Source organism: Kitasatospora sp. NPDC096128 (assembly GCF_040303105.1).
Lineage (GTDB): Bacteria > Actinomycetota > Actinomycetes > Streptomycetales > Streptomycetaceae > Kitasatospora.
In genome coordinates this window covers 293,149-319,053 of sequence record NZ_JBEOSP010000005.1, presented here as the reverse complement: position 1 = coordinate 319,053, position 25,905 = coordinate 293,149, and the positions used below count along the sequence as shown (strand labels likewise).

At 73.0% G+C, this 25,905-nt stretch carries 22 protein-coding genes, 1 pseudogene and 1 riboswitch; of the genes and pseudogenes, 6 read left to right on the top strand and 17 right to left on the bottom strand.

The window, feature by feature from the left end; translation table 11 throughout:
• Window positions 1–267: 267 nt before the first annotated feature.
• Window positions 268–669, bottom strand: a complete 402-nt coding sequence (locus ABTY61_RS08900) for an allophanate hydrolase-related protein (RefSeq protein WP_350504242.1) — start codon at window positions 667–669, stop codon at window positions 268–270.
• 182 nt (window positions 670–851) lie between these two features.
• Window positions 852–2,504 (bottom strand): malate synthase A, encoded by a 1,653-nt coding sequence (aceB, locus tag ABTY61_RS08895; protein WP_350504241.1) that lies wholly within the window; start codon window positions 2,502–2,504, stop codon window positions 852–854.
• Between the two features lie 201 nt (window positions 2,505–2,705).
• Here aceB and ABTY61_RS08890 point away from each other — a divergent pair, with 201 nt between their 5' ends.
• Window positions 2,706–3,503 (top strand): IclR family transcriptional regulator, encoded by a 798-nt coding sequence (locus ABTY61_RS08890; RefSeq protein WP_350504240.1) that lies wholly within the window; start codon window positions 2,706–2,708, stop codon window positions 3,501–3,503.
• 171 nt (window positions 3,504–3,674) lie between these two features.
• On the top strand, window positions 3,675–4,286 hold the full coding sequence (locus ABTY61_RS08885; protein ID WP_350504239.1) for a hypothetical protein: 612 nt from the start codon (window positions 3,675–3,677) through the stop codon (window positions 4,284–4,286).
• Between the two features lie 128 nt (window positions 4,287–4,414).
• Here ABTY61_RS08885 and ABTY61_RS08880 read toward each other — a convergent pair whose 3' ends face one another.
• Complete coding sequence (locus ABTY61_RS08880; RefSeq protein ID WP_350504238.1) at window positions 4,415–5,851, bottom strand: glycoside hydrolase family 16 protein; 1,437 nt, start codon at window positions 5,849–5,851, stop codon at window positions 4,415–4,417.
• Window positions 5,852–5,853: 2 nt separating this feature from the next.
• A riboswitch (cyclic di-AMP (ydaO/yuaA leader) is annotated at window positions 5,854–5,980 on the bottom strand.
• A gap of 337 nt (window positions 5,981–6,317) precedes the next feature.
• Here ABTY61_RS08880 and ABTY61_RS08875 point away from each other — a divergent pair.
• Window positions 6,318–6,752 (top strand): MoaF-related domain-containing protein, encoded by a 435-nt coding sequence (locus ABTY61_RS08875; protein ID WP_350504237.1) that lies wholly within the window; start codon window positions 6,318–6,320, stop codon window positions 6,750–6,752.
• A gap of 116 nt (window positions 6,753–6,868) precedes the next feature.
• On the opposite strand, the gene ABTY61_RS08870 is transcribed toward ABTY61_RS08875, so the two are convergent.
• On the bottom strand, window positions 6,869–8,047 hold the full coding sequence (locus ABTY61_RS08870; protein WP_350504236.1) for an alpha/beta hydrolase: 1,179 nt from the start codon (window positions 8,045–8,047) through the stop codon (window positions 6,869–6,871).
• A 265-nt stretch (window positions 8,048–8,312) separates the two neighbouring features.
• Complete coding sequence (locus ABTY61_RS08865) at window positions 8,313–8,948, bottom strand: TetR family transcriptional regulator (protein WP_350504235.1); 636 nt, start codon at window positions 8,946–8,948, stop codon at window positions 8,313–8,315.
• Window positions 8,949–9,084: 136 nt separating this feature from the next.
• Here ABTY61_RS08865 and ABTY61_RS08860 point away from each other — a divergent pair, with 136 nt between their 5' ends.
• Entirely contained in the window at window positions 9,085–9,849 is a 765-nt protein-coding gene (locus ABTY61_RS08860; protein WP_350504234.1) for an SDR family NAD(P)-dependent oxidoreductase, read from the top strand.
• 158 nt (window positions 9,850–10,007) lie between these two features.
• Here the strand turns inward: ABTY61_RS08860 and ABTY61_RS08855 are convergent, their stop codons facing one another.
• From ABTY61_RS08855 to ABTY61_RS08830, 6 genes are all read right to left on the bottom strand, one after another.
• Window positions 10,008–10,670 carry a Pr6Pr family membrane protein gene (locus ABTY61_RS08855; protein WP_350504233.1) on the bottom strand — a complete coding sequence of 221 codons (663 nt, stop codon included), beginning with the start codon at window positions 10,668–10,670 and terminating at the stop codon, window positions 10,008–10,010.
• 165 nt (window positions 10,671–10,835) lie between these two features.
• Entirely contained in the window at window positions 10,836–11,825 is a 990-nt protein-coding gene (locus tag ABTY61_RS08850; RefSeq protein ID WP_350504232.1) for a phosphotriesterase family protein, read from the bottom strand.
• A complete protein-coding gene (locus ABTY61_RS08845; RefSeq protein ID WP_350504231.1) occupies window positions 11,822–12,316 on the bottom strand; it encodes a carboxymuconolactone decarboxylase family protein in 495 nt (164 codons plus the stop codon). Before ABTY61_RS08845 ends, ABTY61_RS08850 begins: the two co-directional genes overlap by 4 nt.
• 98 nt (window positions 12,317–12,414) lie before the next feature.
• Complete coding sequence (locus ABTY61_RS08840) at window positions 12,415–13,026, bottom strand: DUF4865 family protein (protein ID WP_350504230.1); 612 nt, start codon at window positions 13,024–13,026, stop codon at window positions 12,415–12,417.
• A gap of 127 nt (window positions 13,027–13,153) precedes the next feature.
• On the bottom strand, window positions 13,154–13,720 hold the full coding sequence (locus tag ABTY61_RS08835) for a TetR/AcrR family transcriptional regulator (RefSeq protein WP_350504229.1): 567 nt from the start codon (window positions 13,718–13,720) through the stop codon (window positions 13,154–13,156).
• A 336-nt stretch (window positions 13,721–14,056) separates the two neighbouring features.
• Window positions 14,057–15,076, bottom strand: a complete 1,020-nt coding sequence (locus tag ABTY61_RS08830; RefSeq protein WP_350504228.1) for an LLM class flavin-dependent oxidoreductase — start codon at window positions 15,074–15,076, stop codon at window positions 14,057–14,059.
• 504 nt (window positions 15,077–15,580) lie between these two features.
• Between ABTY61_RS08830 and ABTY61_RS08825 the strand changes: the two genes are divergently transcribed.
• Window positions 15,581–16,573, top strand: a complete 993-nt coding sequence (locus ABTY61_RS08825) for an aldo/keto reductase (protein ID WP_350504227.1) — start codon at window positions 15,581–15,583, stop codon at window positions 16,571–16,573.
• A 113-nt stretch (window positions 16,574–16,686) separates the two neighbouring features.
• Here the strand turns inward: ABTY61_RS08825 and ABTY61_RS08820 are convergent.
• The 6 genes and pseudogenes from ABTY61_RS08820 to ABTY61_RS08795 all read right to left on the bottom strand — a co-directional run.
• A pseudogene (locus ABTY61_RS08820) lies at window positions 16,687–16,815 on the bottom strand (alkanesulfonate monooxygenase); the annotation flags it as partial.
• A gap of 168 nt (window positions 16,816–16,983) precedes the next feature.
• Window positions 16,984–17,793: a winged helix-turn-helix domain-containing protein gene (locus tag ABTY61_RS08815; protein ID WP_350504226.1), complete on the bottom strand. Its 810-nt coding sequence runs from the start codon at window positions 17,791–17,793 to the stop codon at window positions 16,984–16,986.
• Window positions 17,794–18,621: 828 nt separating this feature from the next.
• The gene (locus tag ABTY61_RS08810) at window positions 18,622–19,170 is read right to left on the bottom strand and encodes a GTP-binding protein (protein ID WP_350504266.1); all 549 of its coding nucleotides are present in this window, start codon (window positions 19,168–19,170) and stop codon (window positions 18,622–18,624) included.
• 163 nt (window positions 19,171–19,333) lie between these two features.
• Window positions 19,334–19,837, bottom strand: a complete 504-nt coding sequence (locus ABTY61_RS08805; RefSeq protein WP_502895245.1) for a DUF742 domain-containing protein — start codon at window positions 19,835–19,837, stop codon at window positions 19,334–19,336.
• A 101-nt stretch (window positions 19,838–19,938) separates the two neighbouring features.
• A complete protein-coding gene (locus ABTY61_RS08800) occupies window positions 19,939–20,358 on the bottom strand; it encodes a roadblock/LC7 domain-containing protein (RefSeq protein ID WP_350504225.1) in 420 nt (139 codons plus the stop codon).
• Window positions 20,355–23,459, bottom strand: a complete 3,105-nt coding sequence (locus ABTY61_RS08795; protein ID WP_350504224.1) for a sensor histidine kinase — start codon at window positions 23,457–23,459, stop codon at window positions 20,355–20,357. The genes ABTY61_RS08800 and ABTY61_RS08795 overlap by 4 nt, the downstream gene beginning before the upstream one ends.
• Window positions 23,460–23,935: 476 nt before the next feature.
• Between ABTY61_RS08795 and ABTY61_RS08790 the strand changes: the two genes are divergently transcribed.
• Window positions 23,936–25,762: an AMP-dependent synthetase/ligase gene (locus tag ABTY61_RS08790; RefSeq protein WP_350504223.1), complete on the top strand. Its 1,827-nt coding sequence runs from the start codon at window positions 23,936–23,938 to the stop codon at window positions 25,760–25,762.
• The last annotated feature ends 143 nt before the right edge of the window (window positions 25,763–25,905 follow it).

Sequence of the window (25,905 nt, the reverse complement as noted above, 5' to 3'; positions counted from 1 at the left end):
CCCCGAGTCGGGGGCGCCCTGGGAGGGTGTGTGACCGGGACTCGGTCCGCCCGCGAGGGGGGAGGTTCGGCGGCCCCGAACCCACGGCGAGGGTTCGGGGCCGCGGCGTGTGGTGGGGCGGGGAACGGCGCACAGCGAACAGATAACAGCTGACGAAAGTTGTCAGCTGTTATCTGTTCGCTGTTATCTGTTTTCTGTTTTCTGTTAGTTGTCTTCTGTCAGCTGTTACGCGTTCGCCCCATCGGCCTACGCCTCAGTCCGCGCGCCTCAGGCCGTACGTCCCAGCGTCGCCAGGTAGGCGCGCCACCCGCCGTGGTGGGTGATCTCGCGGTGCACCCCGCGCTCGACCTCGCCGCGGGCGAGCAGCATCGAGAAGCACGCGGAGCCGTCCTCCAGCTCGATCACGCCGAGCTCCAACTCCCTGGGCTCGCCGGGCAGGATGACGTCCCGCAGGCGCTCCAGGCTGATCTCGTACAGCTCGCCCTCGATCGCGCTGTCGACGGTCGGATCGGCCAGCAGCCCCGGGCAGACGTCCGTGCCGCCGCTGTGGTCGATGGAGAAGAAACGGTAGCCGGGGGCGGTGCGGGCGGGGCCGATCAGGGCGTCGGCGACCTTGTCGTGGAACGGTCCGCCGACCATCGCCTGGCCGTTGAAGAAGATGCGTGCCATCAGTGAACTCCTCACGAGGAAAAGGCCGTACACGGCCGTACAAGGCCGCACAAAGAAAAGGACCGTTCCGCACGGCGACGAGAGGACAGGTGGATTCGTCGCCGTACGGAACGGAGCAAAGGGCGGCGCGACTGCTACGGCCCGGCAGGCGGCAGCGGTGGCGCCGGCGGATAGATTGGTGCTCAGCCCAGCAGGGGAAGCGCGGGGAGGGTCAGGAAGTCCGCGAACTCCTCGGCCAGGGCGACCTGTTCGAAGAGCCCGGCGGCCTCGCGCCAGCGCCCGGCCTGGTAGGCCTCGTCGCCGAACTCGGCGCGGAGCTCGGCCAGTTCGGTGGCGACCAGGGTGCGGACCAGCTCGGCGGTGGCCTTCTCGCCGGTGTCGGACAGCACGACCCCGTTGTGGATCCACTGCCAGATCTGCGAGCGCGAGATCTCGGCGGTGGCGGCGTCCTCCATCATGTTGAAGATGCCGACCGCGCCCAGCCCGCGCAGCCACGCCTCGATGTAGCGGACGCCGACCTGGACGGCGTTGTGCAGCCCGGCGCGGGTGCAGGTGCCCCCGGCGCCGGCGATGTCGAGCAGCTCGGCGGCGGTGACCGGCTCGGCCGGGCCCGGGTTGTCCTTCTGATGGAGGCGCTCGCCGAGCACCGCGTCGAAGGAGGCCCGGGCGACCGGGACGAGGTCCGGGTGGGCGACCCAGGAGCCGTCGAAGCCGTTGCCGGCCTCGCGGTCCTTGTCCGCCTTGACCTTCTCCAGCGCGGCCGCGTTGACCTCCGGGTCCCTGCGGCTGGGGATGAACGCGGCCATGCCGCCGATCGCGTGGGCGCCGCGCTTGTGGCAGGTCTGCACCAGCAGCCGGGTGTAGGCGGCCATGAACGGCGAGGCCATGGTGACGCTGTTGCGGTCCGGGAGGATGTAGTGCTCGCCGGCGTCGCGGAAGTTCTTGACGATCGAGAACAGGTAGTCCCAGCGGCCGGCGTTGAGCCCGGCGGCGTGGTCGCGCAGCTCGTAGAGGATCTCGTCCATCTCGAAGGCCGCGGTGATGGTCTCGATCAGCACGGTGGCCCGGACGGTGCCGTGCGGGATGCCCAACGCGGCCTGGGCGTGGGTGAACACGTCGTTCCAGAGCCGGGCTTCGAGGTGGCTCTCGGTCTTCGGCAGGTAGAAGTACGGGCCGGAGTTGGGGTCCTCGGCGCCCTTGGCGATCAGCCGGGCGGCGTTGTGGAAGAAGTACAGGCCGAAGTCGACGAAGGCGCCGGCCACCGGGACGCCGTCGACCAGCAGGTGGTTCTCGTCCAGGTGCCAGCCGCGGGGCCGGACCACGACGGTGGCGAGTTCGGCGGCGGGCCTGAGGGTGTAGGCCTTGCCGGCCGAGCTGGTGAAGTCGATCCGGCCCTCGAAGGCGTCGATCAGGTTGACCTGGCCGCTGACCACGTTCTCCCAGGTCGGGGAGGTGGCGTCCTCGAAGTCGGCGAGCCAGATCCTCGCGCCGGAGTTGAGCGCGTTGATGACCATCTTGCGGTCGGTGGGGCCGGTGATCTCGACCCGGCGGTCCTGGAGGGCGCGCGGCGCCTCGGCGACCTTCCAGTCGCCGGTCCGGACGTCGGCGGTCTCGGGGAGGAAGTCCAGCGTGCCGGTGCGGGCGATCTCCGCCCGTCGACCCTTCCGCCTGGCCAGGAGCTCCTGTCGGCGGCCCTCGAAGGCGCGATGCAGGCCCACCACGAAGGCGACCGCCTCCGGGGTGAGCACCTCCTCGGCCCGATGGACTCGCGGTCCGGCGACAGTGACGACCGGAGCGGCGGGGGAGGCGCCGACGGGCCCCTGAGCTGCAGCCATGAGCAGGACACTCCTAAGACGGTTGAGCCTGGCGAAGGGAGCTCCGGTGGGAACTTCCTCGGGAACTTCCTCGATCGTTACCCACCTGTCGGCGGGTTCGATTCTGTAAGGTGGAGACTAGTTTCCGCGATACAGAATTTCAACGGTTTGTTGACGAGGTCGCCGGGACTCTACTCCTCCCCGACAGCGAAGGGAACGCCGGTGGTTGCGACCCCCGACACAGCATCGACGACAGGCGCCGACCGCGCGAGCGGCGGCGTGCAGTCCGTCGAGCGCGCCTTCCAACTCCTGGAGGCGCTGGCCGACTCGGGCGGCGTGGCCACTCTCAGCGAGCTCTCCACCAGTTCCGGCCTCCCGATGCCGACCATCCACCGACTGGTTCGTACCCTCGTCCAGCAGGGCTATGTCCGTCAGGACACCGCGCGCCGCTACACCCTCGGCCCCCGGCTGATCCGGCTCGGCGAGACGTCCGGCCGCCTGCTCGGCAGCTGGGCCCGCCCGTACCTGGCCGAGCTCATGGAGGCCACCGGCGAGACCGCCAACCTGGCGGTGCTGGAGGGCGGCGAGGTGGTGTACGTCGGACAGGTGCAGTCCCGGCGCTCGATGCGGATGTTCACCGAGGTCGGACGGCGGGTCCAGCCGCACTGCACCGGCGTCGGCAAGGCGCTGCTCGCCCAGCTCCCCGAGGACGAGGCACGGGCGGTCCTGGGCCCCAACCCGCTGCCCGCGCACACCGAGTACACCCTCACCGACCCGCAGGAGCTGATGGACCAGCTCGCCGAGGCGCGCGAGCGCGGGTACGTGGTCGACGACCAGGAGCAGGAGATCGGCGTCCGCTGCATCGCCCTCGCCGTCCCGGGCGCACCCACGCCCACCGCGCTCTCGGTATCCGGCCCGGAGGCCCGGATCCGGGCCCTGGAGGGGCAGGCGGGGGCGTCCGCGCTGGTGCCGGTGATGCACCAGATCGCAGCCAGGCTCGGGCAGGTCCTGGCACCCTGACGGCCGGTCAACCCCCGTCGGGTGAAGGGTAGATACGGCGAGGAACGGCGCCCGCCGTTCGAGTGGCGGCGGGCGATTCGTGCCGCTGTCACGGCTCCGGTTCGGACACCCTGGTGCAGGCGCGGCCCGTGACGGTGCGGGCCGCCGGAGCACGGGAGCAGGGTGAACGGCGTGGAGCAGTACGGACTACGGGGCGGCGCGGGGCGCAGGGGGCTCGGCCGGATCGGATGGGCCGCGGCGGTGACGGCCGGCTGCGCGGCGGCCGCGCTGGCCGTCGGCCCGTCCTGGGCGGTGCGGCACCCGGTGCCACACCCGGAGCTGGGGGCCGTCGCGCCGGGGGCGCCCCAGGCATCCACCCTGCCCGCCGTGGTCGCCGCGCCCTCCCGGTCCCATCTGGAGGTGGTCCGGATCGACCCGGATCCGGCGCCGCCCGGCGGCACCACCACCGTGCACGCCTTCGTCGCCAACGAGGGCCCGGACACCACCGCCTCCCCGTTCACGGTGACGGTCACCCTTCCGAACGGCGTGACCGCGGACCCCCCGTTCTACCCCGCGGACTGCAAGGTCGTGGCAGGCGGCAGGCAGGTGCGCTGCGTCTTCGGACCCGGGCTGAAGGAGGGGCGCAGCGCGACCGCCCTCGTCCCGGTCCTGCTCTCCGAGGACGTGCCGCTCGGGATCCTGGAGGGCGGCTCGGTCGAGGTGCACAGCGCGGACGACCCGGGCGGCAAGGGCCACCGACAGCCGTTCGACATCAAGGTCGTCGAGACGGGCGGCGGCGACTGACGGGCCGAATCGCCCCACCGGTCACCGGCCGCCGGCGAGCGGCTGCCGGACTTCCGATGACCGGTGGGGCGGGCTCGTGGTTACCGGTACGCGTGGTTGCCGGTACGCGTGGTTGCCGGTAGACGCGGTTACCGGTAGACGCGGACGTAGTCGGCGGCCATGGTGATCGGGGTGTTCCCCGTCGGCGCCGGGTGGTACTTGCCGGCGCTCACCGAGAGGTTGAGGATCAGGTACGCCGAGAAGTCGGCGCCCACGCCCTTGCCGTCCGAGAACACCTTGACGCCGTTGACGTACCAGTCCACCGAGTTGGCGCCGTAGTAGGTGCCGATGGTCACCCACTGGTCGGCGGCGACGGCGCTCGGGTCGGTGTAGTAGTCCGGGTTGCCGGGGTTGACGTGGTTGGTCAGCTCCAGCAGGTTCGGGTTGTCGGGGTGGTACTCGAAGGAGTCGACCTCCCCGTTGCCGTTCTTCCAGGTCCACAGGGCGGGCCAGGCACCGGTGCCGGCGGGCAGCTTGACCCGGGTCTCGGCGTAGTCGCCGGTCTTGACCTGGAAGCCCTCGGCGGAGCCCTCGGTGGTCAGGAAGCCGGTGTTCCAGGACTGCCGGCCGTTCTCCAGGGTCGGCCCGCCCGGGGTGGCGGTGAAGGTGGCGACGCCGTTCGCGACGGTGACGTTGTTCTTGTTCAGCCAGTCGAGCTTGTTGTCGTCCGGGTTGTGGTTCCCGTACTTGTAGGCGGTGCTCTTGTCGCCGACCCAGCGCTGGCCCCAGTTGATCGGGCCGTTGAACTCGTCGGACCAGGTCAGCGACTTGCCGGCGATCGGGGAGGACGGCGCCGGGGTGCTCGGGTTCGCGGTGGCGGTCGGGCTGGAGCTGGGGGCAGCGGTCGGGCTCGGGGCCGTGGTCGGCGCCGTCGTCGGGGTCGGCTGGGCGGTGGGCGTCGCGGTGGCGGTGGGAGTGGGGGTGGCGGTGGCCGTCGGGGACGGCTTGGCGCTCGGGGACGGCTTGGCGCTCGGGGTCGCGGTGGCCGTGGGCGTCGCGGTGGCGCTCGGCGTCGGGGCCGCGGTCGGCGTCGGGGTCGGCGTCGGGGTCGGCGTTCCGGTGCGGGAGACCACCAGCTGCTGCGAGGGCAGGTTGTGCCAGCTGCCGCCGAGGTCCTGCCAGAAGCCGAACTGGGTGTACGTCCCGGTGGGCAGGGTGCGCGCGCCGCTGGTGAAGTCGAAGCCGCTCGGGCAGAGCTGCACGTTGCTCGCGTTGCCCGGGAAGTCCAGGTTGGTGCCGCGCGCGTCGCGCACGCCGACGCCGACGGTCCTGGCGGTGAAGCAGGACGAGGAGTGCAGGCTCAGCGAAGCGGTGGTGGCCCTGCCCGCGACCATGGCGGCGGGCCCGAGCCGGTCCTGGGTGACGGTCGGCCCGGTGGCGGCCTGGGCGCCGGAGACGGACGGCAGTCCGAACAGCCCGGCACCGGCGATGGCGAGTGCCCCGGTGGCCGCGAGGGTGGCGTTGCGGCTGCGGTGCGACGGAAGGGCGTGGCGGGGCGCGCGACGGCGCCGGGCAGGCTGGTGCATGGGGGTCCTCTGCCACGCCTGCGAGGTGAGCTGTCGGATTCGGGCTGCAGTTGCCCGGCCGCCTGTGGAGCGGCTTCACCCCTAGCCTCGACCCGCACGCTGGTGCGTACGGTCGGGCGCTGACCTTGGTTCCCCCGCTCCCGTCCGCTGTGGTGCTCGGGTGCCCGCCGGCGGGTGGACGGGACTCGGCGTCCCGGCGGCGGGGTCCGCGACCGCGGACGACGGTTGCAGGCTAGGCAGGCCGTCCGTGAACGGACAACCCGATCAAGCCGGTTGTCGCGCAGCTCACAGTGGTGTCGATCAACGACGCTGCGTGGCAGCCGAGTTGATCATTCCCGTCGCTTCCTCGTCCGCCGCCTCGGCCGTGGGGGTCAGTCGAGCCGGGCCGCCATGCCGTGGCCGCCGTGGCGCGGGGCCGCCTGAAGTCCGCCCGGTCGGATAAATTGGAACCCTGGGATTTTCCGCGGTGCACAAGAGCACCGGGCCCGCACTGTACGACCTGTCCCACCCGCAGTACCCGCACGGTCCGCACCACCCGTCCCCCGTTCCTGAGAAGAGGTCCCGCCCCACCATGACCGCGTCCCTGCCCGCCTTCGCCGGCCGCACCTACGTCTTCCGGGCCGACAACGGCGCGGCCTTCCGCAACTCCTACTCGGCCGACGGCACCCGGCTGCGCTGGGAGGGTCTCGGCGAGTCGGCGGGCCAATGGGAGGACGTGCGGCTGCACGTGGCCGAGGTCGCGCCCGAGATCTACTTCATCAGCTGGACGGAGCAGAGCGGGATCACCGTGAGCCACGTGATGGACCTCAACGCGCTGACCGTACGGGCCTTCTGGACCTTCGAGGGCGAGGGCGGCCGGGTCGGCCAGCTGCACACCGGGACGCTGGAGCGGGTCGCCTGACCGGCGCCGGAACGGACTGAACCCCCGGAAGCCGTGGCTCCCGGGGGTCGGTGTCGTGCGCGCTGTCATGTACCCGGCGTGATGTGCCCCGCCGGCGGGTGCCGCCGTGGACGGGCTCAGACGGCCTGGCCGGGCTGGTTCGCCTGACCCGGGTGGCCCGGCTGGTTCGGGACCTTGAGGTGCTGGGACAGCCACTCCAGCGAGGACGGCAGCAGGGCGCTCCAGGTCTCGAAGTTGTGGCCGCCGTTCTCGAGCATGCTGTAGGAGACCTTCATCGGACTCTGCGCCGCGTCGATGAACGCCTCGGTGTCCTGCTTGTAGTTGCCGTCGCCCTTCTTGGTGCCGGCCAGCAGCACCGAGATGTTCGGCGGCGGCGCGTTCTTCAGCCGCCACATCAGGTTGGCCTCGTTGCGGCGCTGCTTGCTGCCGCCGAAGAGGTCACCGGTGGTCGGATCGTCGGCCGCCTCGTAGTACGCGGACAGGGCCACCGCCGTCGGGAAGACGTCCGGATGGCGCATGGCCAGCTTGAGCGCGCAGTAGCCGCCGGTCGAGTTGCCCATGAAGGCCCAGGCCTGCGGGTCGGTCGAGACCCGGTAGCTGGCCTGGATCGCCGAGGGGACGTCCTTGGTGAAGTACGTGTCGGACTGGGCGCCGCCCGGGATGTCCTCGCACTCGGTGTCCTGCGGCAGGGCAGGCGAGGGGCGCATCAGGACCATGACGGTCGGCTGCATCCGGCCCTCCTGCAGCAACTTGAGCGCGGCGCCGGGGTAGTTGAAGCGGGTGATCAGGTTCTCGGCGATTCCTGGGAACCCGGTGCTGACGATCACGGCCGGGAACTGCTTCTGCGCGTACTCGGGCTGGAAGTACTGCGGCGGCAGGTAGACGTAGCCCTCGGTCGACAGGCGGCTCTCCTTGCCGTCGATCCGGACCTTGCGGATCTCGCCGGACTGGCTGGGCTCACGGCCCATCGCGCCGCCACCCTTGACCGAGGCCTGGCCTATGGTCTCGACCAGCAGTCGGCCGGAAGCGTCGGCCTTGTTGTGGATGACCACCGGGCCGGTGCTGCCCGTGCCCATCAGGTCGTCCCAACTGCTGTAGAAGGCGAAGTAGTTGTTCGCCACCAGCCCGAGCGCGGCGAGCACTGCCAGCTGGGTGGCGAACAGCGCGCCGATCCGGCCGAGCACCGCCTGCCAACTCTTCCGGGCGAGTCTGGGCCACAGCCAGACCGTGCCGACCATCATCACGACCGCTATCAGTACGGCCAGTGCCAGCACCTTGTGGCTCGTCAGACCCATGTCCCAGTTGCTCCCACGCTTCGAACTCCACGCCCCCTCCGCTCAGGGACATCCGAGGAGGTCACCCCGGTTCCCCCACCGGGGCGCGAGCACCAACCCTAGCGGGAGCTGGGAGGAAGCTGATGGGGGGCTGTGGGGGCAGGGGCGGGGGGACGGGGTGGGGGACGGGCGAGAGGCGGCGACGAACAGCTGACGGAGTTCAGCAAACAGATAACAGATAACAGATTTCGAACGTTGTCATCTGTTAGCTGTCATCTGAAATCCGTCAGCCGCCACCCGCCTGTCGGCGCCCCTCCCAGAACCGCAGCCCCGCCGTGAGCTCACGCATGCAGCGGGCGCCGAGGTCCCGCGGGGAGCCCGGGCCGGTGATCGCGGCGTCGGACCCGGCCCACTGCTCCAGAGCGACCCTGATCGCCGCCGTGGCCGCGGCGGCGGCCAGCCGGATCTCCAGCGGGTCGGCACCCTCCGGACAGCGGGCGGCCAGCACCTCCCGCAACCGCGCCTCCGACCCCGCATGGACCCTCTGCCAGGTGCCCTCCAGCCGTGGGTCCCGCAGCAGACTGCGGGTCCAGTGCATCGCCTCGACGGCCCCGTCGTCGGCCGGGGTCAGCGATTCGACGGCCGAGCGCTCCAGCGCGTCGCGCAGCGGGAGGTCGGTCGGGCTCTCGGCCAGCAGGTCCACCCAGCGCTCTCCGCCGGCGGCCAGGAGCGGGGCGACGGCGTCCTCCTTGACGGAGAAGTACCGGTAGAAGGTGCGCAGCGAGATGCCCGCGGCGGCGGCGATCTCCTCGGCGGTGGTCGCCTCGGCGCCCTGCTCGGCGAAGAGCGCGGCGGCGGTGCGGGCGATCTCCAGCCGGGTGGCGTCACGGCGGCGCTGGGTCAGGGTCGGGCGTCCGGTCACAGGGTCAGCGTACGCAGCCGATCACCCGCATGGCACACCGCGCCGTACTGTCCCATTAAGACTTATTAGCACATCGTGCCACCTAGGCGTACCGTGTCTCTTGAGGTCGAGAGACCACGGACGAAGGAGTACCACCATGGAGCGCTTCAGCGGACGGAACGTCCTGATCACCGGCGGCGGCTCTGGCATCGGCCAGGCGACCGTGCACCGGATCCTCGCCGAGGGCGGCAGGGTCGTCGCCGTCGACGTCAACGAGGACGGCCTGAAGAAGACCCTGGACCGCGCGACCACCGAGGGCACCGCCGACCGCCTGGCGGTCCAGGTCCTGGACATCTCGGACGAGGCCGCCGTGGTATCGGGCACCGCCGAGGCCGTCGCGGGCCTGGGCGGTCTGGACGTCCTGGTCAACGCGGCCGGCATCCTCCGCTCCTCGCACACCCACGAGACCTCCCTGGCGTTCTGGAACAAGCTCCTCGCGGTGAACCTGACCGGCACCTTCCTGATGACCCGCGAGGCGCTCCCCGCGCTGCTCGCGACCGGCAAGGGCGTGGTGGTCAACTTCAGCTCCACCTCCGCGAGCTTCGCCCACCCGTACATGGCCGCCTACGCCGCGACCAAGGGCGGCATCCAGTCCTTCACCCACGCGATCGCCTCGGAGTACTCGAAGCAGGGCCTGCGCGCGGTCTGCGTGGCGCCGGGCAGCATCGACAGCGGCATGACCAACAACCCCGGTCTGCCGGCCGACGCCGACTTCAGCCTGCTCGCCAAGCTCGCCCCCGCCCTCGGCCACGGCTTCGCGGGCCCGGAGACGGTGGCCGGCGTGATCGCCATGCTGGCCTCCGACGACGGCGCCTTCGTCACCGGCACCGAGCTCCGGATCGACGGCGGCACCCACATGTGAGCCGCCGGTCCGGTTGACGACGGGGCCTGTGCCATCCCCCATCTGGCGCAGGCCCCGCCGGCATCCGCGGGGCCTGTGCTCGATCTCAAGGCCTGTCCGCGACCTGACGGCCCCAGCGCCCGGCGGCGGCCTCAGGAGCCGTCGGCGGCCTCGACGCCTCAGCCGGTGGTCCGGGCCCGGGCGTGGCGGCCGTTCGGCGCCGCGCCCCGCCGGGTGGCACGGTGTGCGGCGAGGGCGTTGCCGACCGCGGCGACCGCGGCCCCGACCAGCAGGAACGCCACCGCCAGCAAGAAGCTCGCCCCGGCGATCCGCCGGTAGCCGCCGTGCCGGGCGGGGTCGAGGAACGGATACGGGTACCAGTCGGCGGCGCGGCCGCGGATCAGCGCGTACGCCAGGTAGACCAGCGGGAACGCCAACCAGCCGAGCACGACCCGGGGCCGGACGGGCCGCGCGGGCGGGTCGATCAGCCAGTCGGCGAGCACGAGCAGCGGCATCACCCGGTGGACCACGTCGTCCACCCACGGGATCACCTGCGGCGCCGGGTACGTCGCCAGCAGCGTCCCGTAGGCCAGACCGGTGACCGCCAGGTAGAGCACCACCGCCCCGCGAACCGCGTCCGGCACGGGTCGGCGGCCGGTCAGCCCGGCCCAGCCGCCGTAGCCCAGGACGGCCAGCCCCGCGAGGTTGGCGAGGTTGGTGAAGTAGCTGAGGAAGTTCACCACCCCGGAGCCGTCGGTCGCCGCGTGGTAGCCGGCGAAGCAGAGGGCGACGGCGAGGAAGGCCGCAACGGCGAGCCGGGCGGGAGCGAGCCACGAGTGCATCGTCGGAACCGCCTCTCTGGGGCGTGGTCCGGGCAGGGGCTCTTCGGATTCAAACCCCGACGGGCGGACTCGGCCACAGGAGATGCCGGGGTGCGCGCCGCTCGGCGCTCCTCGGGGGCGCTCCCCAGTCGGCGCTCCTCGGGGACGTTCCTCAGCCGGCGCTCCTCACGGGGTGCGCCAGTCGACGGCCAGGGCGGCCGCCGGGTTGGCGACCAGCAGCCGGTCGCACAGCTCCGGTCCGAAGGCGCGGGCCAGTCGCGGGGCGAGGTCGGTGAGCAGCCGGGCGGGGCCGCCGACCTCTCGGGCCGTCCGGGTGGTGGTGTCGGCGCCGAGCAGCAGTCGGTCGGCGTGGCCCGCCTCGACCAGGTCGGCGATCACGTCGAAGGCCTGGAGGTCCGCGGGATGGCCGATCCGGGAGGGGCTGTCCAGGGCGAGGAAGACGCCCTCGGCGGCGAGGCTGCGGTGCAGCGACCGGTCGGTGAAGCGGGTGAGGTGGCCGAGGACGATCCGGTCGGGGCTGACGCCGTGCCGCCCGTGCAGCCGGTCCAGGACGCCGTGCGCGTCACCGTCGGGTTCGAGGTGGACGGCGATCGGGGCACCGGTGACGTGGTGGGCCTCGGCCGCGGCGGCCATCGTGCGGCGGGTGTGCCCGGTCAGCGGGCCCGCGTCGTCGGCGATCTTGATCAGGCCGGGCCGGACGCCCTCGGGGGCGCCGGGGAGCCCGGTGTCGAGCTCGGCGACGAAGCGCGCGGCGAGGTCGGCGTGCGGGGCGCGGGCTGTGGCGGCTTCACCGGAGGACCCGTCGGGGGCCCCGGCGACGGCAGGGGCGACGGCGGAGAAGTGGCCCGGCGCGTAGTGGGCCGTCTGGTGCGCGCCGGTGGCGGCCACGATGTGGACGCCGGTCGCCCGGGACAGCGCGGCGAGGGCGTCCGCGCCGCGGCCCATGCCCCACGGGGTCCACTGGACGAGGGTGCGGCCACCGGCGGCGGCGTAGGCGCGCAGCACCTCCTCGGCGGCGGCCGGGTCGTCCAGCTCCTGACCGGGGAACCGGGGGCTGCGGATGAAGAGGTGGTCGTGGGAGTCGGTGACGCCCAGCTCGGCGGGGGCGAGGTCGCCGAGGACGGTCCGTACGGTGCGGGTACCGGCGGCGGTCATGCCCGGGCCTCCTTCGGGGCGTCGTCCGCGGCGCTGGTTGCGGTCGACGGGGATTCGGTCGACGGGGTTCCGGCCGACGGGGTTCCGGCCGACGGGGCGTCCGCGGCGGCGAAGGTGGCGGTGGCGGCCCGGAGCCCGGCCAGGGTCTTGGGGACGCCGACGTACGGGGCCAGGTGGACGATCACCTCGATGATCTCCTCACGGCTCATCCCGATCCGCAGGCTGTTGCGCACGTGGTCGCCGAGCTGGGGCTCGACGCCGCCGAGGGCGGTGAGCGCGGCCAGGTTGGCGATCTGGCGGTCGCGCAGGGCGAGCCCGGGGCGCTGGTAGGTGCCGCCGAACAGGCTGGTGACGATCCAGTCGGCGAAGCCGGGGGCGAGCGAGTCGAGACCGCCGAGGGTCGCGGCGGCGGCCGGGCCGGCGAGTTCGGCGAGCAGGGCGTAGCCGGCCTCGCGGTCGAGCGGGGCGCGGGTGAGGTCGGCGGGGGCCAAGGACGGGGCCCCGGGCGGAGTCGCGGATGGGGCTGTCGGGGGGATCACGGCGGGGGTTGCGGAGGGGGTCACGGCGGGCATCGCGGCGGGGAGACCTTTCACCAGTGGCGGCCGACGGGCAGCCGGTCGAGTTCGGGGCGGGACAGGTGCAGCACTTGGTAGCGGGTGCCGGGCGCGTCCTCCGGCGCCGGGCCGTGCCAGAGGGCGAGGCTGAGCAGTTCCCAGCGGCTCGGGTCGACGGCGACGGCGGCGGTGTGCAGGGCGGGGTGCCCGGGGCGGCCGGGGCGCGTGGGGAGGCCGGGGAATCCGGGGAGTACGGCGAGGGCCCGTTCGACGGCCTCGGCGGGGTCGGCGGTCTCCGGGAGCGGGACGGTGGTGCGGGTCGCGGTCGTCGGGGCATCGGTCCGGGCGCCCTCGACCAGGCCCGCGCCGAGCCAGTGGCGGACGGCCGGGCGGCCGAAGTCGGCGCTCAGGCCGCGGAAACCAGGGCCCCAGAGGAAGCCGTTCATGCCTTCGGCGGTGCGCCAGAGGTAGAACGGCGCGTACTGGTTGACCGGAGAGCCGTCCCGGCCGCGCTCGCGGACCAGGTACGCCTTGAGGCCGAGGCCGGGGTGGTCGTCCATCAGGTGGCCCTTGTCGGCCACGCGTCGGCGGATGACGGCCATGTCGTAGTCGGCGGGGAGGGTGATCTCGTACTGCATCGCGTGCACGGTGGGACTCCCGGAGGGTGGGGGCGTCGGCGGTCTTCCTCGGTCGGGCTTCCTCGCCCGTGCTTCCCCGCTCGGGGCCGACGGTGGTGAACGGGCACGGTGGACAGACCCGGCGGGCTGCCGCCCGTCAGGCCCGGCGGTGGACGGCGAGCAGGCCGAGGGCACCGCGGACGGCCTGCTCGAAGGGGGCGGCACTGTCCGCGGCGCGGGCCAGGACGTAGCCGCCCTGGACGACGGCCACCACGGCGGCGGCCGTGTCCGCCGGGTCGAGGCCGGCGGCGAACTCGCCGTCCACCTGGCCCTCGGCGACCAGTTCGGCGATCCGGCCGCGCAGCCAGTCGAAGGTCTCCTCGACCGGGGCGCGCAGCTTCGGGTCGGCGACCACGTCCGGGTCCTGGGCCATCCGGCCGATCCGGCAGCCGCGCAGTACCTCGCGGTCGCGACGCAGGTAGGCGGCGATCCGGTCGTACGCGGTGCCGGGCGCCGCCAGGTCGGCCTCGGCCATGCCCCGCAGCTGCTCGGCGCTGCGGCGCAGGGCGGCGGCGGCGAGGTCGGGCTTGCCGTCGAAGTGGTGGTACATGCTGCCCTGGCCGACACCGGAGCGCTGCTGGATGGCCTTCGGGCTGGTGCCGACGTAGCCGCGCTCCCAGAGGAGGGCCTGGGTGCTCTCGATGAGGCGGTCCTGGGTGGTCATGACACCACTGTACATACCAGTAGGTACAGAGGGAAGGGGTTTCGCCGGACCGGGGGCGGGATCGGCGGATCAGGTCGGTGGATCAGGTCGGTGGATCAGGAGCGACGGGCCGGGACGGGGGCGCGGCGCGGACCCGGCGGCGCGGACCCGGCGGGAGGTCGCCGGAAAGACCGAGGGCCGTGCGCCGCCCCCCGGCGGCCACGGCCCCTCGACCGTTCGTCATCCCCCGTACCGGCAGCGGCCATTCGGCCTCAGCCGGTGGCGCACGTCACGTTACGCAGGGTGGCGGGCGTCACACCGCGTACAGGGTGCGCGGCGCGTTGCGCGGGCGGGCGTTCAGGGCAGTTCGCGCCGCACCACCGGTGCCACCTCGGCCGCGAACAGCTCCAGTTGCTCCCGCTGCGCATCCTCGGTCAGCGCGTCCACGCCGATGCCGACCACCTCGTTGCCGAAGGCCTCGTGGTAGCGGTGGATCTTCTCGATCACCTGCTGCGGGCTGCCGACCAGGGCCGAACCCTGCTCCAGGGCGTCCTCCAGCGAGCGGAACGGCGAGTTGTTGTGCTTGCCCGCCGCCGAGTTGACCATCGCGTCCCAGTACGGGCGGAAGCCGTTCACGGCGTCCTGCGAACGCCTGGCGACGTACAGTCCGCCGAAGCCCGCGCCCACCCGGGCCTCCTTCGGGTCGCGGCCGTAGTGCTCCCAGCGCTCGCGGTAGTGGTCCACCAGGGCACGGTACTTGGCCAGCGGGTGGAAGGAGTTGGCGGAGAACAGCGGGTCGCCGTAGCGGGCGGCGAGGTCGGTCGAACTGGTGCTGGTCGCACTGCCGTGCCAGACCGGGATCGGGTCCTGGAGCGGGCGCGGCGAGACGGTGGCCTCCGCGAGCGGCGGGCGGGTCGTACCCTGCCAGGTCACCTTCTCCTCCCGCCAAAGTCGGTGCAGCAGACCGTAGTTCTCGGCGAGCGCCGCCCACTGGCGCTCCTCCGGGAGGCCGAACAGGCCGAAGTGGCGCGGGTCGTTGCCCTTGCCGATGATCAACTCGACCCGCCCGCCGGAGAGTTGGTCGAGCATCGCGTAGTCCTCCGCGACCCGGACCGGGTCCAGGATGCTGAGCACCGTCACGGTGGTGAACAGCCGGATGGTGGTGGTGCGGGCGGCGATCGCGCTCAGCAGCACGGGCGGCGCCGGGGAGAGGAACGGCTCACCGTGCCGCTCCCCCACTCCGTAGCCGTCGTAGCCGAGCTGTTCGGCGAGGACGGCCTGGTCGATCACGTTCCCCAGCTTCTGCTGCGGGGTGCGGTGGATGCCGGTGACGGGGTCGGGGGCATTGGCGACGAGGGACGAGACGGTGAACCGCATGACGGTCTCCTTGGGCGCTCGATGATCGGACGGCGGGAGGGCGCTGGGCCGCCCGGAGCGCTGCGGTTGCGGGACACCCGGTACGGGGCTGACGCGCCGAACTCGCGGTGTGGGCCTCGCGGCGCGGGGGTCGCGGCGCGGAGTTCGTGGCGCTGGGGTCGTGGTACCGGAGCCTCGGGTACGGCGGCGCTGCGCTCGGGCGGGCAGCACCGGGGGGACGGACCGGGGCGGGCGTGGCGGCTCGGAGGCGGCGTCAGCGCACGGTGCTGCGGCGATGACGGCGACAACAGCGGGGCGCGGCGGTCACGACGGCCTCGGCGGGCACCGCGGCTACCGCGGCTACCGCGGTCACGGTCCGGACTGCCATCGCGCTCCCCCTCCGCCTCGTCCGCGCGGGCCGCACCCGGCCCCTCGCCGTCCCACCTGGTCCTCCGCGAGGATAAGCAGCCACCGGAGACAGGGCAAGGGCTTGATCGGGCGGAGCCGGCTGGCAAGATGTCCGCCATGAGCTATCTCGCCGCGGATGACCGCTATGCCTCGATGACCTACCGGAAGGCCGGCCGCAGTGGCGTGCAGCTGCCCGCCGTCTCGCTGGGGCTCTGGCACAACTTCGGTGACGCCCAGCCGCTGGAGGTGCAGCGGGCGGTGCTGCGCCGGGCCTTCGACCGGGGCGTCACCCACTTCGACCTGGCGAACAACTACGGCCCGCCGTACGGCAGCGCGGAGCGCAACTTCGGCTACCTGTTCGCGCAGGACTTCCGGCCCTACCGCGACGAGATGTTCATCGCGTCCAAGGCCGGCTGGGACATGTGGCCCGGCCCGTACGGCAACGGCGGCAGCCGCAAGTACCTGCTGGCCAGCCTGGACCAGTCGCTGGGTCGGATGGGGCTGGACTACGTCGACGTCTTCTACTCCCACCGCTACGACCCGGACACCCCGATCGAGGAGACGATGGGGGCACTGGACAGCGCGGTGCGCTCGGGCAAGGCGCTGTACGCGGCTATCTCCAACTACCCGGCTGAGCAGCACCGGGAGGCGGTGGCGATCCTGCGCGAGCTGGGGACGCCGGTGCTGCTGAACCAGTCGGCGTACTCGATCCTCAACCGGAATGTGGAGGAGGGCGGCGTGCTGGAGGCGGTGGGCGACACCCAGACCAGCCTGATCGCCTACTCGCCGCTCGCCCAGGGCCTACTGACGGACCGCTACCTCTCCGGACAGGTTCCGGCCGGTTCGCGGATGTCGGTCGGGAAGTTCCTCACCGAGGAGGTGCTGACCGGGCCGAAGCTGGAGCAGCTGCGGGCACTGAACAAGGTCGCCGAGGAGCGCGGGCAGACCCTGGCGCAGTTGGCACTGTGCTGGGTACTGCGGGACCCGCGGGTGGTCTCGGTGATCATCGGGGCGAGCAGCGTGGCCCAGCTGGACCAGAACCTCGAGGCTCTGGCCGGTGGGCCGCTGACGGAGGAGCAGCTCGCGGAGATCGACCGACTGAGTGCGTGAGGGGAACGGGTGACGAATGACGGATAACAGCTGACAGATTTCGAAATCTGTCAGCTGTTATCTGTTATCTGTTACTTGTCATCTGTTCGGCGACATCTGTCAGCCGTCAGCGCTCAGCGGCGGATGCCCGACGCGGGCAGAACCGTCTCCGCGACCCGGTGGGCCTCCTCCAACAGCGGGTTCCCGGAGCGGATGAAGGTGTCGACGCCCAGCGCCTCGAACTCCCGCAGCCGCTCGACCAATGGGCCTGACCGGCAGACCCGCACGGTCGATGCGACGCCAAAGCACCGCAGCGGGACGCCCGTTCACGAGAGGAACGGACAACCCGCCGCAGTGGAGGCCGACTTGGCATCGGCTTCTCGGGCCGACGACCAGCCGGTCAACCGTCAACCGACCAGCCGGCCGGTTGCTCAGCTGACCGGCGTGTACTTGTACCCGACCCGGCGCACCGTCACGATCGAGTCCCGGTAAGCGGGGCCGAGCTTGCGGCGCAGCCGGGCGACGTGGACGTCGACCGTGCGGCCGTCCCCGACATGGCCGTAGCCCCAGACCGCCGAGACCAGGTGGTCCCGGGTGTGCACCCGCTGCGGGTGCTCGGTGAGGTGGGCCAGCAGCTCGAACTCCAGGTAGGTCAGGTCGAGCAGCCGCCCGTCGACGTAGGCGTTGCGCCGCTCGGCGTCGACCGCGATGCCGCGCCCGGCGGGCCGGACCGGCCGGACGGCGGCCGGTGCGGCGCCCGGCAGTGCTCCCGGCACCGCACCGGGCGCGGCGTGCCCGGGCAGGCCGACCGGCGCGGCCGCCGGGTTCTCGGCCGGCACCAGCACCAGGTACCCGACCATCGGGTGGCCCGCGGCCCCGCCGGTCTGCGCGCCGTACTGGGCGAGCAGCCCCTGCGGCAGCACGCCCTGCGGCAGGGCGGCGACGACGGCCGCCCCCTCCGGCAGCGCGGCGAGCAGCGATGCGGGCGCCGGCGGTACGACCGCACCGGACTGCGGGCCGACGACCGGGCCCAGGCCCGGCCGGACCGAACCGACCGGCCCGACCGGGCCGTTCGCGCCGACCGTCGGGGAGGTCGGCTGGACGAAGGGCACTCCGGAGACGGGCGGGATGCCGGCCGGAAGGGTCGAGGGGACGGCGGAGACGGGAGGAACGGAGCGGACCGCGCGCAGGTGCGGGGTCGCGGTGGGCAGGGGCAGGGTGGCCGTGGAGGAGGAAGACATGGTGTGCCGCTCATTTCGCGCGTGACGGACGGGGTGGAGTCGTCTGCGCGTCGACCGGGCGTACTGCCGGGGCTGGACCGGGTGGACCGGTTTCAGCGGGCGGAGGGCCGGGACGCGCTGGGCGAGCCCGGACACGTCTGATCGAACAGGTGCGGCTGCCGCGACGGCCAGAACGGCTCGAGGTCGAAACGACCCCGTCGCCCGTCCGTGGTGCGGTCGGCGCGGTCGGCACGGCCGTTCCACCGTCCGGTCCGCGGACCCGCGCACATCGCGGGAGCCGGCCCGGGCGGACGGGAACGGCCGGCGATGCCGGGGGAATTGCTGGGGCAGACGATGTTCACTGGTGGTCTCTCCGCGAGGCGGGGCCGGATCGGTCGGCCGCGGGCGCTCCTGACGGGCGGTCCGCTACGGCCTGGTCGACGGGGTGGGTGGTGCGTCGGACGGCGGCCGGGTGCGGGCCTGGGTGCCGGGGACGTACCGGGGTGGGACGAGGCGGTCAGCGACAACAGGCGCTGCAGATCAGCGCGTGGTCGATGTAGCGGCGGACGGTGAGCACCGGCATGACGGGGCCGGGCACGGCGGTGATGCGTCGCTGACCGACGGTCATCCCTGCTGCCCTCCCCCTTCGTCCTGCCTCGTCGCGCTTCGTTGCCCGCGCGGCCACGCACCCGTGGTTCGGTGCGCGCCGGGACGGCTTTCGTCCACAGAGCCTTCCACGCCGGAGCCCGTCCAGGCAACCTTCCGCACACCGTCTGTCCGGCATGTGGACCACCGAATGAGACGTCGGGCGTACGAAGCGCCCCTGACCAGGGGCGATCCCATGGAGCCTCAGCTCCGGGCGGCAGCCCGGTGTCGGAGCGCGGCCGCGTGCTCGACCAGGGCCACGAGCAGCTCCTTGCCGTCCTCCCGCAGCCGGGCGTCGCACAGCACCACCGGGATCCCCGGGTCGAGGTCGAGCGCGTCCCGGACCTCCTCCGGGGCGAAGCGCTCAGTGCCGTCGAAGCAGTTGACCGCGACCAGGAACGGGATGCCGCGCTGCTCGAAGAAGTCCACCGAGGGGAAGCAGTCGGCCAGCCGCCGGGTGTCCGCGATTACCACGGCGCCGAGCGCGCCGCGCGCCAACTCGTCCCAGACGAACCAGAAGCGGTCCTGCCCGGGCGTCCCGAACAGGTAGAGCGCGAGGCCGGGCCGCAGGTCGATCCGGCCGAAGTCCATCGCGACCGTGGTGGTCCGCTTGGCCTCCACGCCCGAGGTGTCGTCCACCGGGCGGCCCAGTTCGCTGAGCTCCTCCTCGGTGCGCAACGGCCGGATCTCGCTGACCGCACCGACCAGGGTGGTCTTGCCCGCGCCGAAGCCGCCCGCCACCAGGATCTTCACCGCGACGGCCGGACCGCCGCGCCAGTGCGGGTCGTTGGCGCCCCCGCCCTGCCCCGCCGGATCGCTCTGCCCCACCGGAGCGCTCGGCGCCGGAGGACCGCTCGGAGCAGCGCTCGGCGGGGGGCTGTGCGGAGTGCTCGGCGAGGTGCTCGGCGGGGTGGGGTCAGAGCGCACGGAGTCCATTGATCACGTCTCGCAGCAGGCGCTCGTCCGGCAGCTCGGCGAGCGGAACGGGTCGGGTGACGCTGATCAGGTCGGCGTCGTAGAGGTCGCCGAGCAGGACGCGCACCACGCTGACCGGCAGGTCGGTGTAGGAGCCGAGCTCGGCGACGGACAGCGGCTCGTGGCGGCACCAGGCCAGCAGGGTCTGGTGCTCCGGGTCGAGGACGTGCGCGGGCACGGCCCCCGCGTCCGGCCCGGGCTCCTTGGCGGTGACCAGCGAGATCAGGTCGAACAGCCCCTCCTCGACCGGCCGGGTGCGGCCCCGGGTCATCGAGTAGAGCCGCACCACCGGACCGGCCTCGTCGTCGAACCACCGGTCGTCGACCGGGGTGCGCGGTCGGAACAGGTCGACCTCGGGTCCGTCCGGGGTGTCCTGCTCCGGTGCCGCGCCTTCCAAGCCCGCGCCCGTCGACACGGCGCCGGTCGGCACGGGGCCGGTCGGCACGGCGCCGTCCGGCTCCGCACCATTCGACTCCGCACCGTCCGGTCCCGTCTGGCCTTGCGATGCCGTCGAGCCGTCCGCCTTCGGATCCGCCATCGACCCGCTCAGCCCCTCGGCGCGGCGGTTTCGGTGCGCGGCTCGGCAGCCATGTGCTCGCCGACCCGCTTGACCAGCAGGGCCATCTCGTAGGCGATCTGGCCGATGTCCGCCTCTGCCTCGCTCAGCACGGCCAGACAACTTCCGTCGCCCGCGGCCGTGATGAACAGGAACGCCTCGTCCAGCTCCACCATGGTCTGCCGGACCCCGCCGACCTTGAAGTGTCCGCCGGCGCCCTTGGCCAGGCTGTGGAACCCGGCCGCGACGGCGGCGAGGTGCTCGGCGTCCTCGCGCTCGAGGTCGCGCGAGGCGCCGGTGGCCAGCCCGTCGCTGGAGAGGATCACCGCGTGCCGTAGGGCCGCGACCCGGCCCACCAGGTCGTCCAGGAGCCAGTTGAGGTCCCCGGACGGCTGCGTCGAAGTGGTCATGAATCAGTTCCTTCCGCTGGAGCGGGTGGTGCGGGCACTGCGGATGCTGCGGGTCCTGCCTGTGTAGCGGGTGCTACTGGTACTACGGGCCCTGCGGGTGTTGCGGGTCCTGCCGGTGCTACGGGTGCTGAGGGTTCCACTGGTGGTACGGCCGGGACGGCCGCAGGGTTCCGCCGCACCGGCTGGCCCGGCGGGATCCGGCGGGCGAGCGGCGCCCTGGCGGCGTCCCCGGGCGCGGGTGCGGGCAGCGCCGCGGGGGCGGGCGCCGGGGCGATCGCCCGCCGGGACGGGTCCGGCGGCTGCCAGAGCCGTACGGCGGCGGGCCGGTCGCCCGGCTCGGCCGTACGGTCCGTACGGGCTGTACGGTCCGTGGGGGCGGTCGCCCCGCGGCCGCGGGTGAAGCCGCGCTGGAACGAGGCGAAGGTGGCCCTGGCCTCCTCGGGCGAACGCTCCCGGAGCTCCGCGGCCTCCCCGGCCGCCTGCGTCCCGGTGCCCTCCGCCGCCGACCGCCCGGTCCACACCCCGGCCCCGGCCCCGGACTCCCCGCGGAGCCGGTCCTTCGCCTGCTCCTTGAGCTGCGGCGCGAGGTTCGCCTGCCGGACCCGCCGGGGCAGCCCACCCGGTGTCCGGGGCGCGGTGTCCGCCGGAGCGGCGTCCGCGGGAACGGCGTCCGCGGGAACGGCGTCCGCACGAATGGCGGCTGCCGGAACGGCGTCCACGAGGGTGCGGTCCATCGGCACGGGGTCCACCGCGGCGGCGGCCGCCTCGGCCGCTGCCGCCTCCGCCGCGTCCCGCCGGTGCCGTCCCACCCCCGGCCCGCCCTCGACATCCGGCCCCGGCGCGGGCACCAGCACCGGACCGCTCCTGGTCCGCGCCGCCCGGCGCGGCAGCCCGTTGGAGGTACGCCCCGCCTCGGGCACGGACGGCCGCGGGCCGCCGGTCCCCCGATGCCGCCCGCCCGTACCCGCGGCGGGCGTCGAGCCGGCGGACGTACCCGAGGACGCACCGGAGGGCGTGCCCGAGGACATGCCCGAAGCCGTTGTCGAAACCGTGTCCGTGGACCGGCCCGCGGCGCCGTCGGACGCGTTGTCGGGCACCGCGACCAGGTCGCGCCGCCCGGCCGAACGCCCGGCCGCCCGGCCCACCGGCCGTCGCCCGCCGCCGGCCCCGGTGGCCCCGGCGGCGGGCGGTTCGGGCAGCCCGTCCGGCGCCTCCGCCAGCAGCTCGCGCGGGATCAGCACCACCGCCGTCGTCCCCCCGTACGGGGAGGGCCGCAGGTGGACCCGGATGCCGTGCCGCCGGGCGAGCCGGCTGACCACGAACAGCCCCAGCCGGTCGGTGTCGGCGAGGTCGAACTCCTGCTCCACGGTGATGCGTTCGTTGATCTCGGCGAGCAGCTGTTCGCTCAGCCCGAGCCCGCGGTCGTCGATCTCCAGCGCGAAGCCGTGCGCCACCACCTCGCCCTGGACGGTGACTTGGGTGGTCGGCGGGGAGAACACCGCGGCGTTCTCGACCAGTTCGGCGAGGAGGTGGGTCACGTCGGCGACGGCACTGCCCAGCAGGCCGGTGCCGGGGAAGGGCCGGACGACGACCCGCGCGTAGTCCTCGACCTCGCCGACCGCCGCGCGGACCACGTCCACCATCCGGACCGGCTTGCGCCAGGCACGTCCGGGCGAACCCCCGGCCAGGATGATCAGGCCCTCGGCGTGCCGGCGCATGCGGGTGGTGAGGTGGTCGACCTTGAAGAGGTCCGCCAGCTCCGCCGGGTCCTCGGTGCGGCGCTCCATGGTGTCGAGCAGGGTGAGCTGGCGGTGCAGCAGCACCTGGCTGCGACGGGCGAGGTTGACGAAGACCGCCGCGACGCCGCGACGCAGCTCGGCCTGTTCGACGGCGGCCTCGACGGCGGCCCGCTGGACCGCGTTGATGGCCTGGCCGACCTGCCCGATCTCGGCCTGGCCGAAGCGCAGTTCGGGCGCCTCGGCCGCGACGTCCACCGGCTCGCCGCGGCGCAGCCGCAGCATGACGGACGGCAGCCGGGTGCTGGCGAGTTCGTTGGCCGCGTTGCGCAGGTTGATCAGCTCGCGGGCCAGCCCGCGCCCGATCCGGAACGAGATCAGCACCGACAGCACGACGGCGACCAGGCCGATGGCGCCGGCGATGCCACCGCGCCACAGCGCCGCGATCGCGGCGGAGCGGCCGCGGTCGTCCAGCCCGGCGGCGATCCGGGCGTTGATCGAGGAGAGGTCGCCGAGCGAGCGGTCGGCGGTCTCGCGCCAGTTGTCGCCGTTGAGCGCCTGGACCACCCGGTCGGGTCCGCCGGCGCCGACGAAGTCCGCCTCGGCGCGGGCCAGCGCACCCCAGGCCTCGCCGCCGCGCAGCGCGATGTAGTCGGCCTGGTCGGCGGGTTCGAGCTCGGCGATGTAGACGGTGAACAGGGCCTGCTGGTTGTGCAGGGCGTCCAGCGCGCTCTGGTACTGCTCGGCGGTGGGCCGGGCCGCGCCGGTGCGCAGGCCCTCCATCGCCGCGTCCTCCTGCGCCAGGTACTCGCGGGCGCGCACCAGCTCGATCAGGATGGTTCCCTGGCGCGGGAGTTGGCCGCTCTGCCGGGCGACGTAGGCGGACCGGAAGCCGAACACCGGCCGGACCAGGTCGCTGTACTGACCGAGTGCGAACTCCCAGTTGAGCGCCAGTCGGCCGACCTGGGAGCGGAGCGGGCCGAGCTGGTCGGCGGCGGCGATGATCTGCACCAGGCGGGCGCGCTGGGCGGCGGAGAGCCGGTCGCCGGCGCTGTCCTTCTTCTGCCGGAGGACGGCGAGGCTGCGGTCGGTGGCCGCCTTCGCGTGCTCGAAGCCGTCCCGGGCGACCGGCGAGTTCGGGTCGGCCAGGTGCTGGACCGCGGCGCGGCGCTCGTTCTGCAGGTCGCTCGCGTACTGGTCCACCGCCGTCCCGTAGTCCTTGTACGTACGGCTGATCGCCAGTTGACTCCAGGCGTCCCCGGTGGCGGCGAGCGTCGCGTATGCCCACAGGGCGATGAGCGCGACGATGGGCACCAGGAGCAGCGCGATGATCTTCGCGCGGATCGAGCTGCTGCGCAGACGCATGGAGTCCTCGGTCGGGAAGTGCCAGGCGCGGACGGGGAGCGGTTCGGAGGGAGTTCCGGGGTACTGGGGGCAGGGGCGGGACGGCGGGTCGGGCTGTATGCGGGGAGGCCCGGGAAGGGAGCAGCGGAAGGCTCCCGGTCACAGGTCTGCGAGACTCTACTACGCCCTGACCACACGTTCGAGGGTCGAACCATTCCGCTTCTCCACCTTGCCCCGGACACGTCAGAGGGCGGCCCCGGTCCGCCCCGCCCCGAGCCGTCCGCAGGCACTCCCCCGGGCGTCTCCCCAAGTCCTCCTCAACTGCGACACCATCCGTGCGGAACGGTGCCGATATCGTCGCGTCACCGTCACAGCCCTGGGCAGTGACAGACCGATCCGATAGTTTCGCTCCACCCCGCGCGACCGGGCGCCGCCGCCTCGGCATCCGTGCGCCGGGGCCGGCGGACAGCGCCGCGAGACGCGAACTGGGGAGGACTGTGCGCGAGTTCACCACCCCCGCCCCGGCCGGGCCCGAGGCGACCGGAGGACTCGCCGACTCCTTGTACGACACCGCCGACCGCCTCCCCGACCTGGTGCAGCTCGCCCGGCGGACCCGCGACGGAGGCTGGCAGGACGTCACCGCACGGGAGTTCCGGGACGAGGTCCTCGCCCTCGCCAAGGGCTTACTGACCCACGGCGTGCGCTACGGCGACCGGGTGGCGCTGATGTCCCGCACCCGTTACGAGTGGACGCTGTTCGACTACGCACTCTGGTCGATCGGCGCGATCACCGTCCCGATCTACCCCACCTCCGCGCCCGAGCAGGTCCGCTGGATCCTCGCCGAGACCCAGGCGGTGGCCTGCCTGGTGGAGGACGAGGACGCCGCGATGACCGTCGGCGCGGTCTGCGACGCCCTGCCCGACCTGGCCGGGATCTGGCAACTCGACCGCGACTGCGCCGCCGCGATCGCCGAGGACGGCCGGGACGTCCCCGACGCCCTGGTGCACCGCCAACGGCTCGGCGTCACCGCCGGCAACATCGCCACCGTCGTCTACACCTCGGGCACCACCGGACGCCCCAAGGGCTGCCTGATCAGCCACGCCAACCTGGCCGCCGAGGCCGACTCGCTGCTGGCCGGCTGGGGCGAGGTGCTCCGCGACACCGGCGGCGGCCAGCCCGCCACCCTGCTGTTCCTACCGCTGGCGCACGTGTACGGACGGGCGGTGCAGATCGCGGCGATCCGCGGCGGCTTCCGGATCGGCCACATCCCCGAAGTCTCCACCGACGCCCTGCTGCCCGCCCTGGAGAGCTTCCGTCCGAGCTTCCTGCACGCCGTCCCGTACGTCTTCGAGAAGATCTTCCAGCGGGCCAGGCGCTCCGCCGAGGAGGCCGGACGCGGCGAACTCTTCGAGCAGGCCCGGCAGGTGGCCGTCGACTGGGCGGCCGCCCGGGAGCAGAAGGCCTTCGGCCGCGGCCCGGGCCCCGGCGCGGCCCTGCGGCTGCGTCACCTCGCCTACGAGCGGACGGTCTACCCGAGGCTCCGCGCCGTGCTCGGTGGCCGGGTGCGCACCGTGATGTGCGGAGGCTCCACGCTGCGACGGGAGTTGGGACTCTTCTTCACCGGCGCCGGGCTCCAGCTCTACGAGGGCTACGGCCTCACCGAGACCAGCGCCGCGATCACCGCCAACCCGGCCGGTCGACAGAAGCTCGGCACCGTCGGGCAGCCGGTGCCGGGCGCCTCGGTGGCCATCGCCGACGACGGCGAGGTCTGGGTGCGCGGCGGCTCGGTCTTCGGCGGCTACCTCAACCACCCGCAGTGCACGGCGGAATCACTGGTCGAGGGCTGGTTCGGGACGGGCGACCTGGGCCGGTTGGACGAGGACGGCTACCTCAGCATCACCGGCCGCAAGAAGGACCTGATCGTCACCAGCAGCGGCAAGAACCTCGCCCCGGCGGCACTGGAGGAGCGGGTCGAGGCGCACCCGCTGGTCTCCCAGTGCCTGGTGGTGGGCGACGACCGACCGTACGTGGCCGCGCTGATCACGCTCGACCCGGCCGCGCTGGCACACTGGTTGAAGACCCACGGACGGGAGCAGCTGGATGCCTGGGCGGCGCTCGCGGACGAACAGCTGCACACCGAGATCCAGCGCGCGGTGGCAGCCGCGAACACGGCGGTCTCGCGGGCCGAGTCGATCCGCGCGTTCCGTCTGCTGCCACGGGAGTTCAGCCTGGAACAGGGGCTGCTGACACCGTCGCTCAAACTGCGTCGGACGGCGATCGCGGAGTACTACTCGACGGACATCGAGGAGTTGTACCTCTCCTGAACTGCCGCGATGAGTGAGTGAACCATCGCTCTCGACACGCTTCCTGACTATCCGTCTTGTCCGTTTCAGAGATGGATTGTTCGGGGAGCGGTTCACCTGCCGTTCCCTTGACGGGCTGATTGGTCCAGTCCATTGTTGCTCTT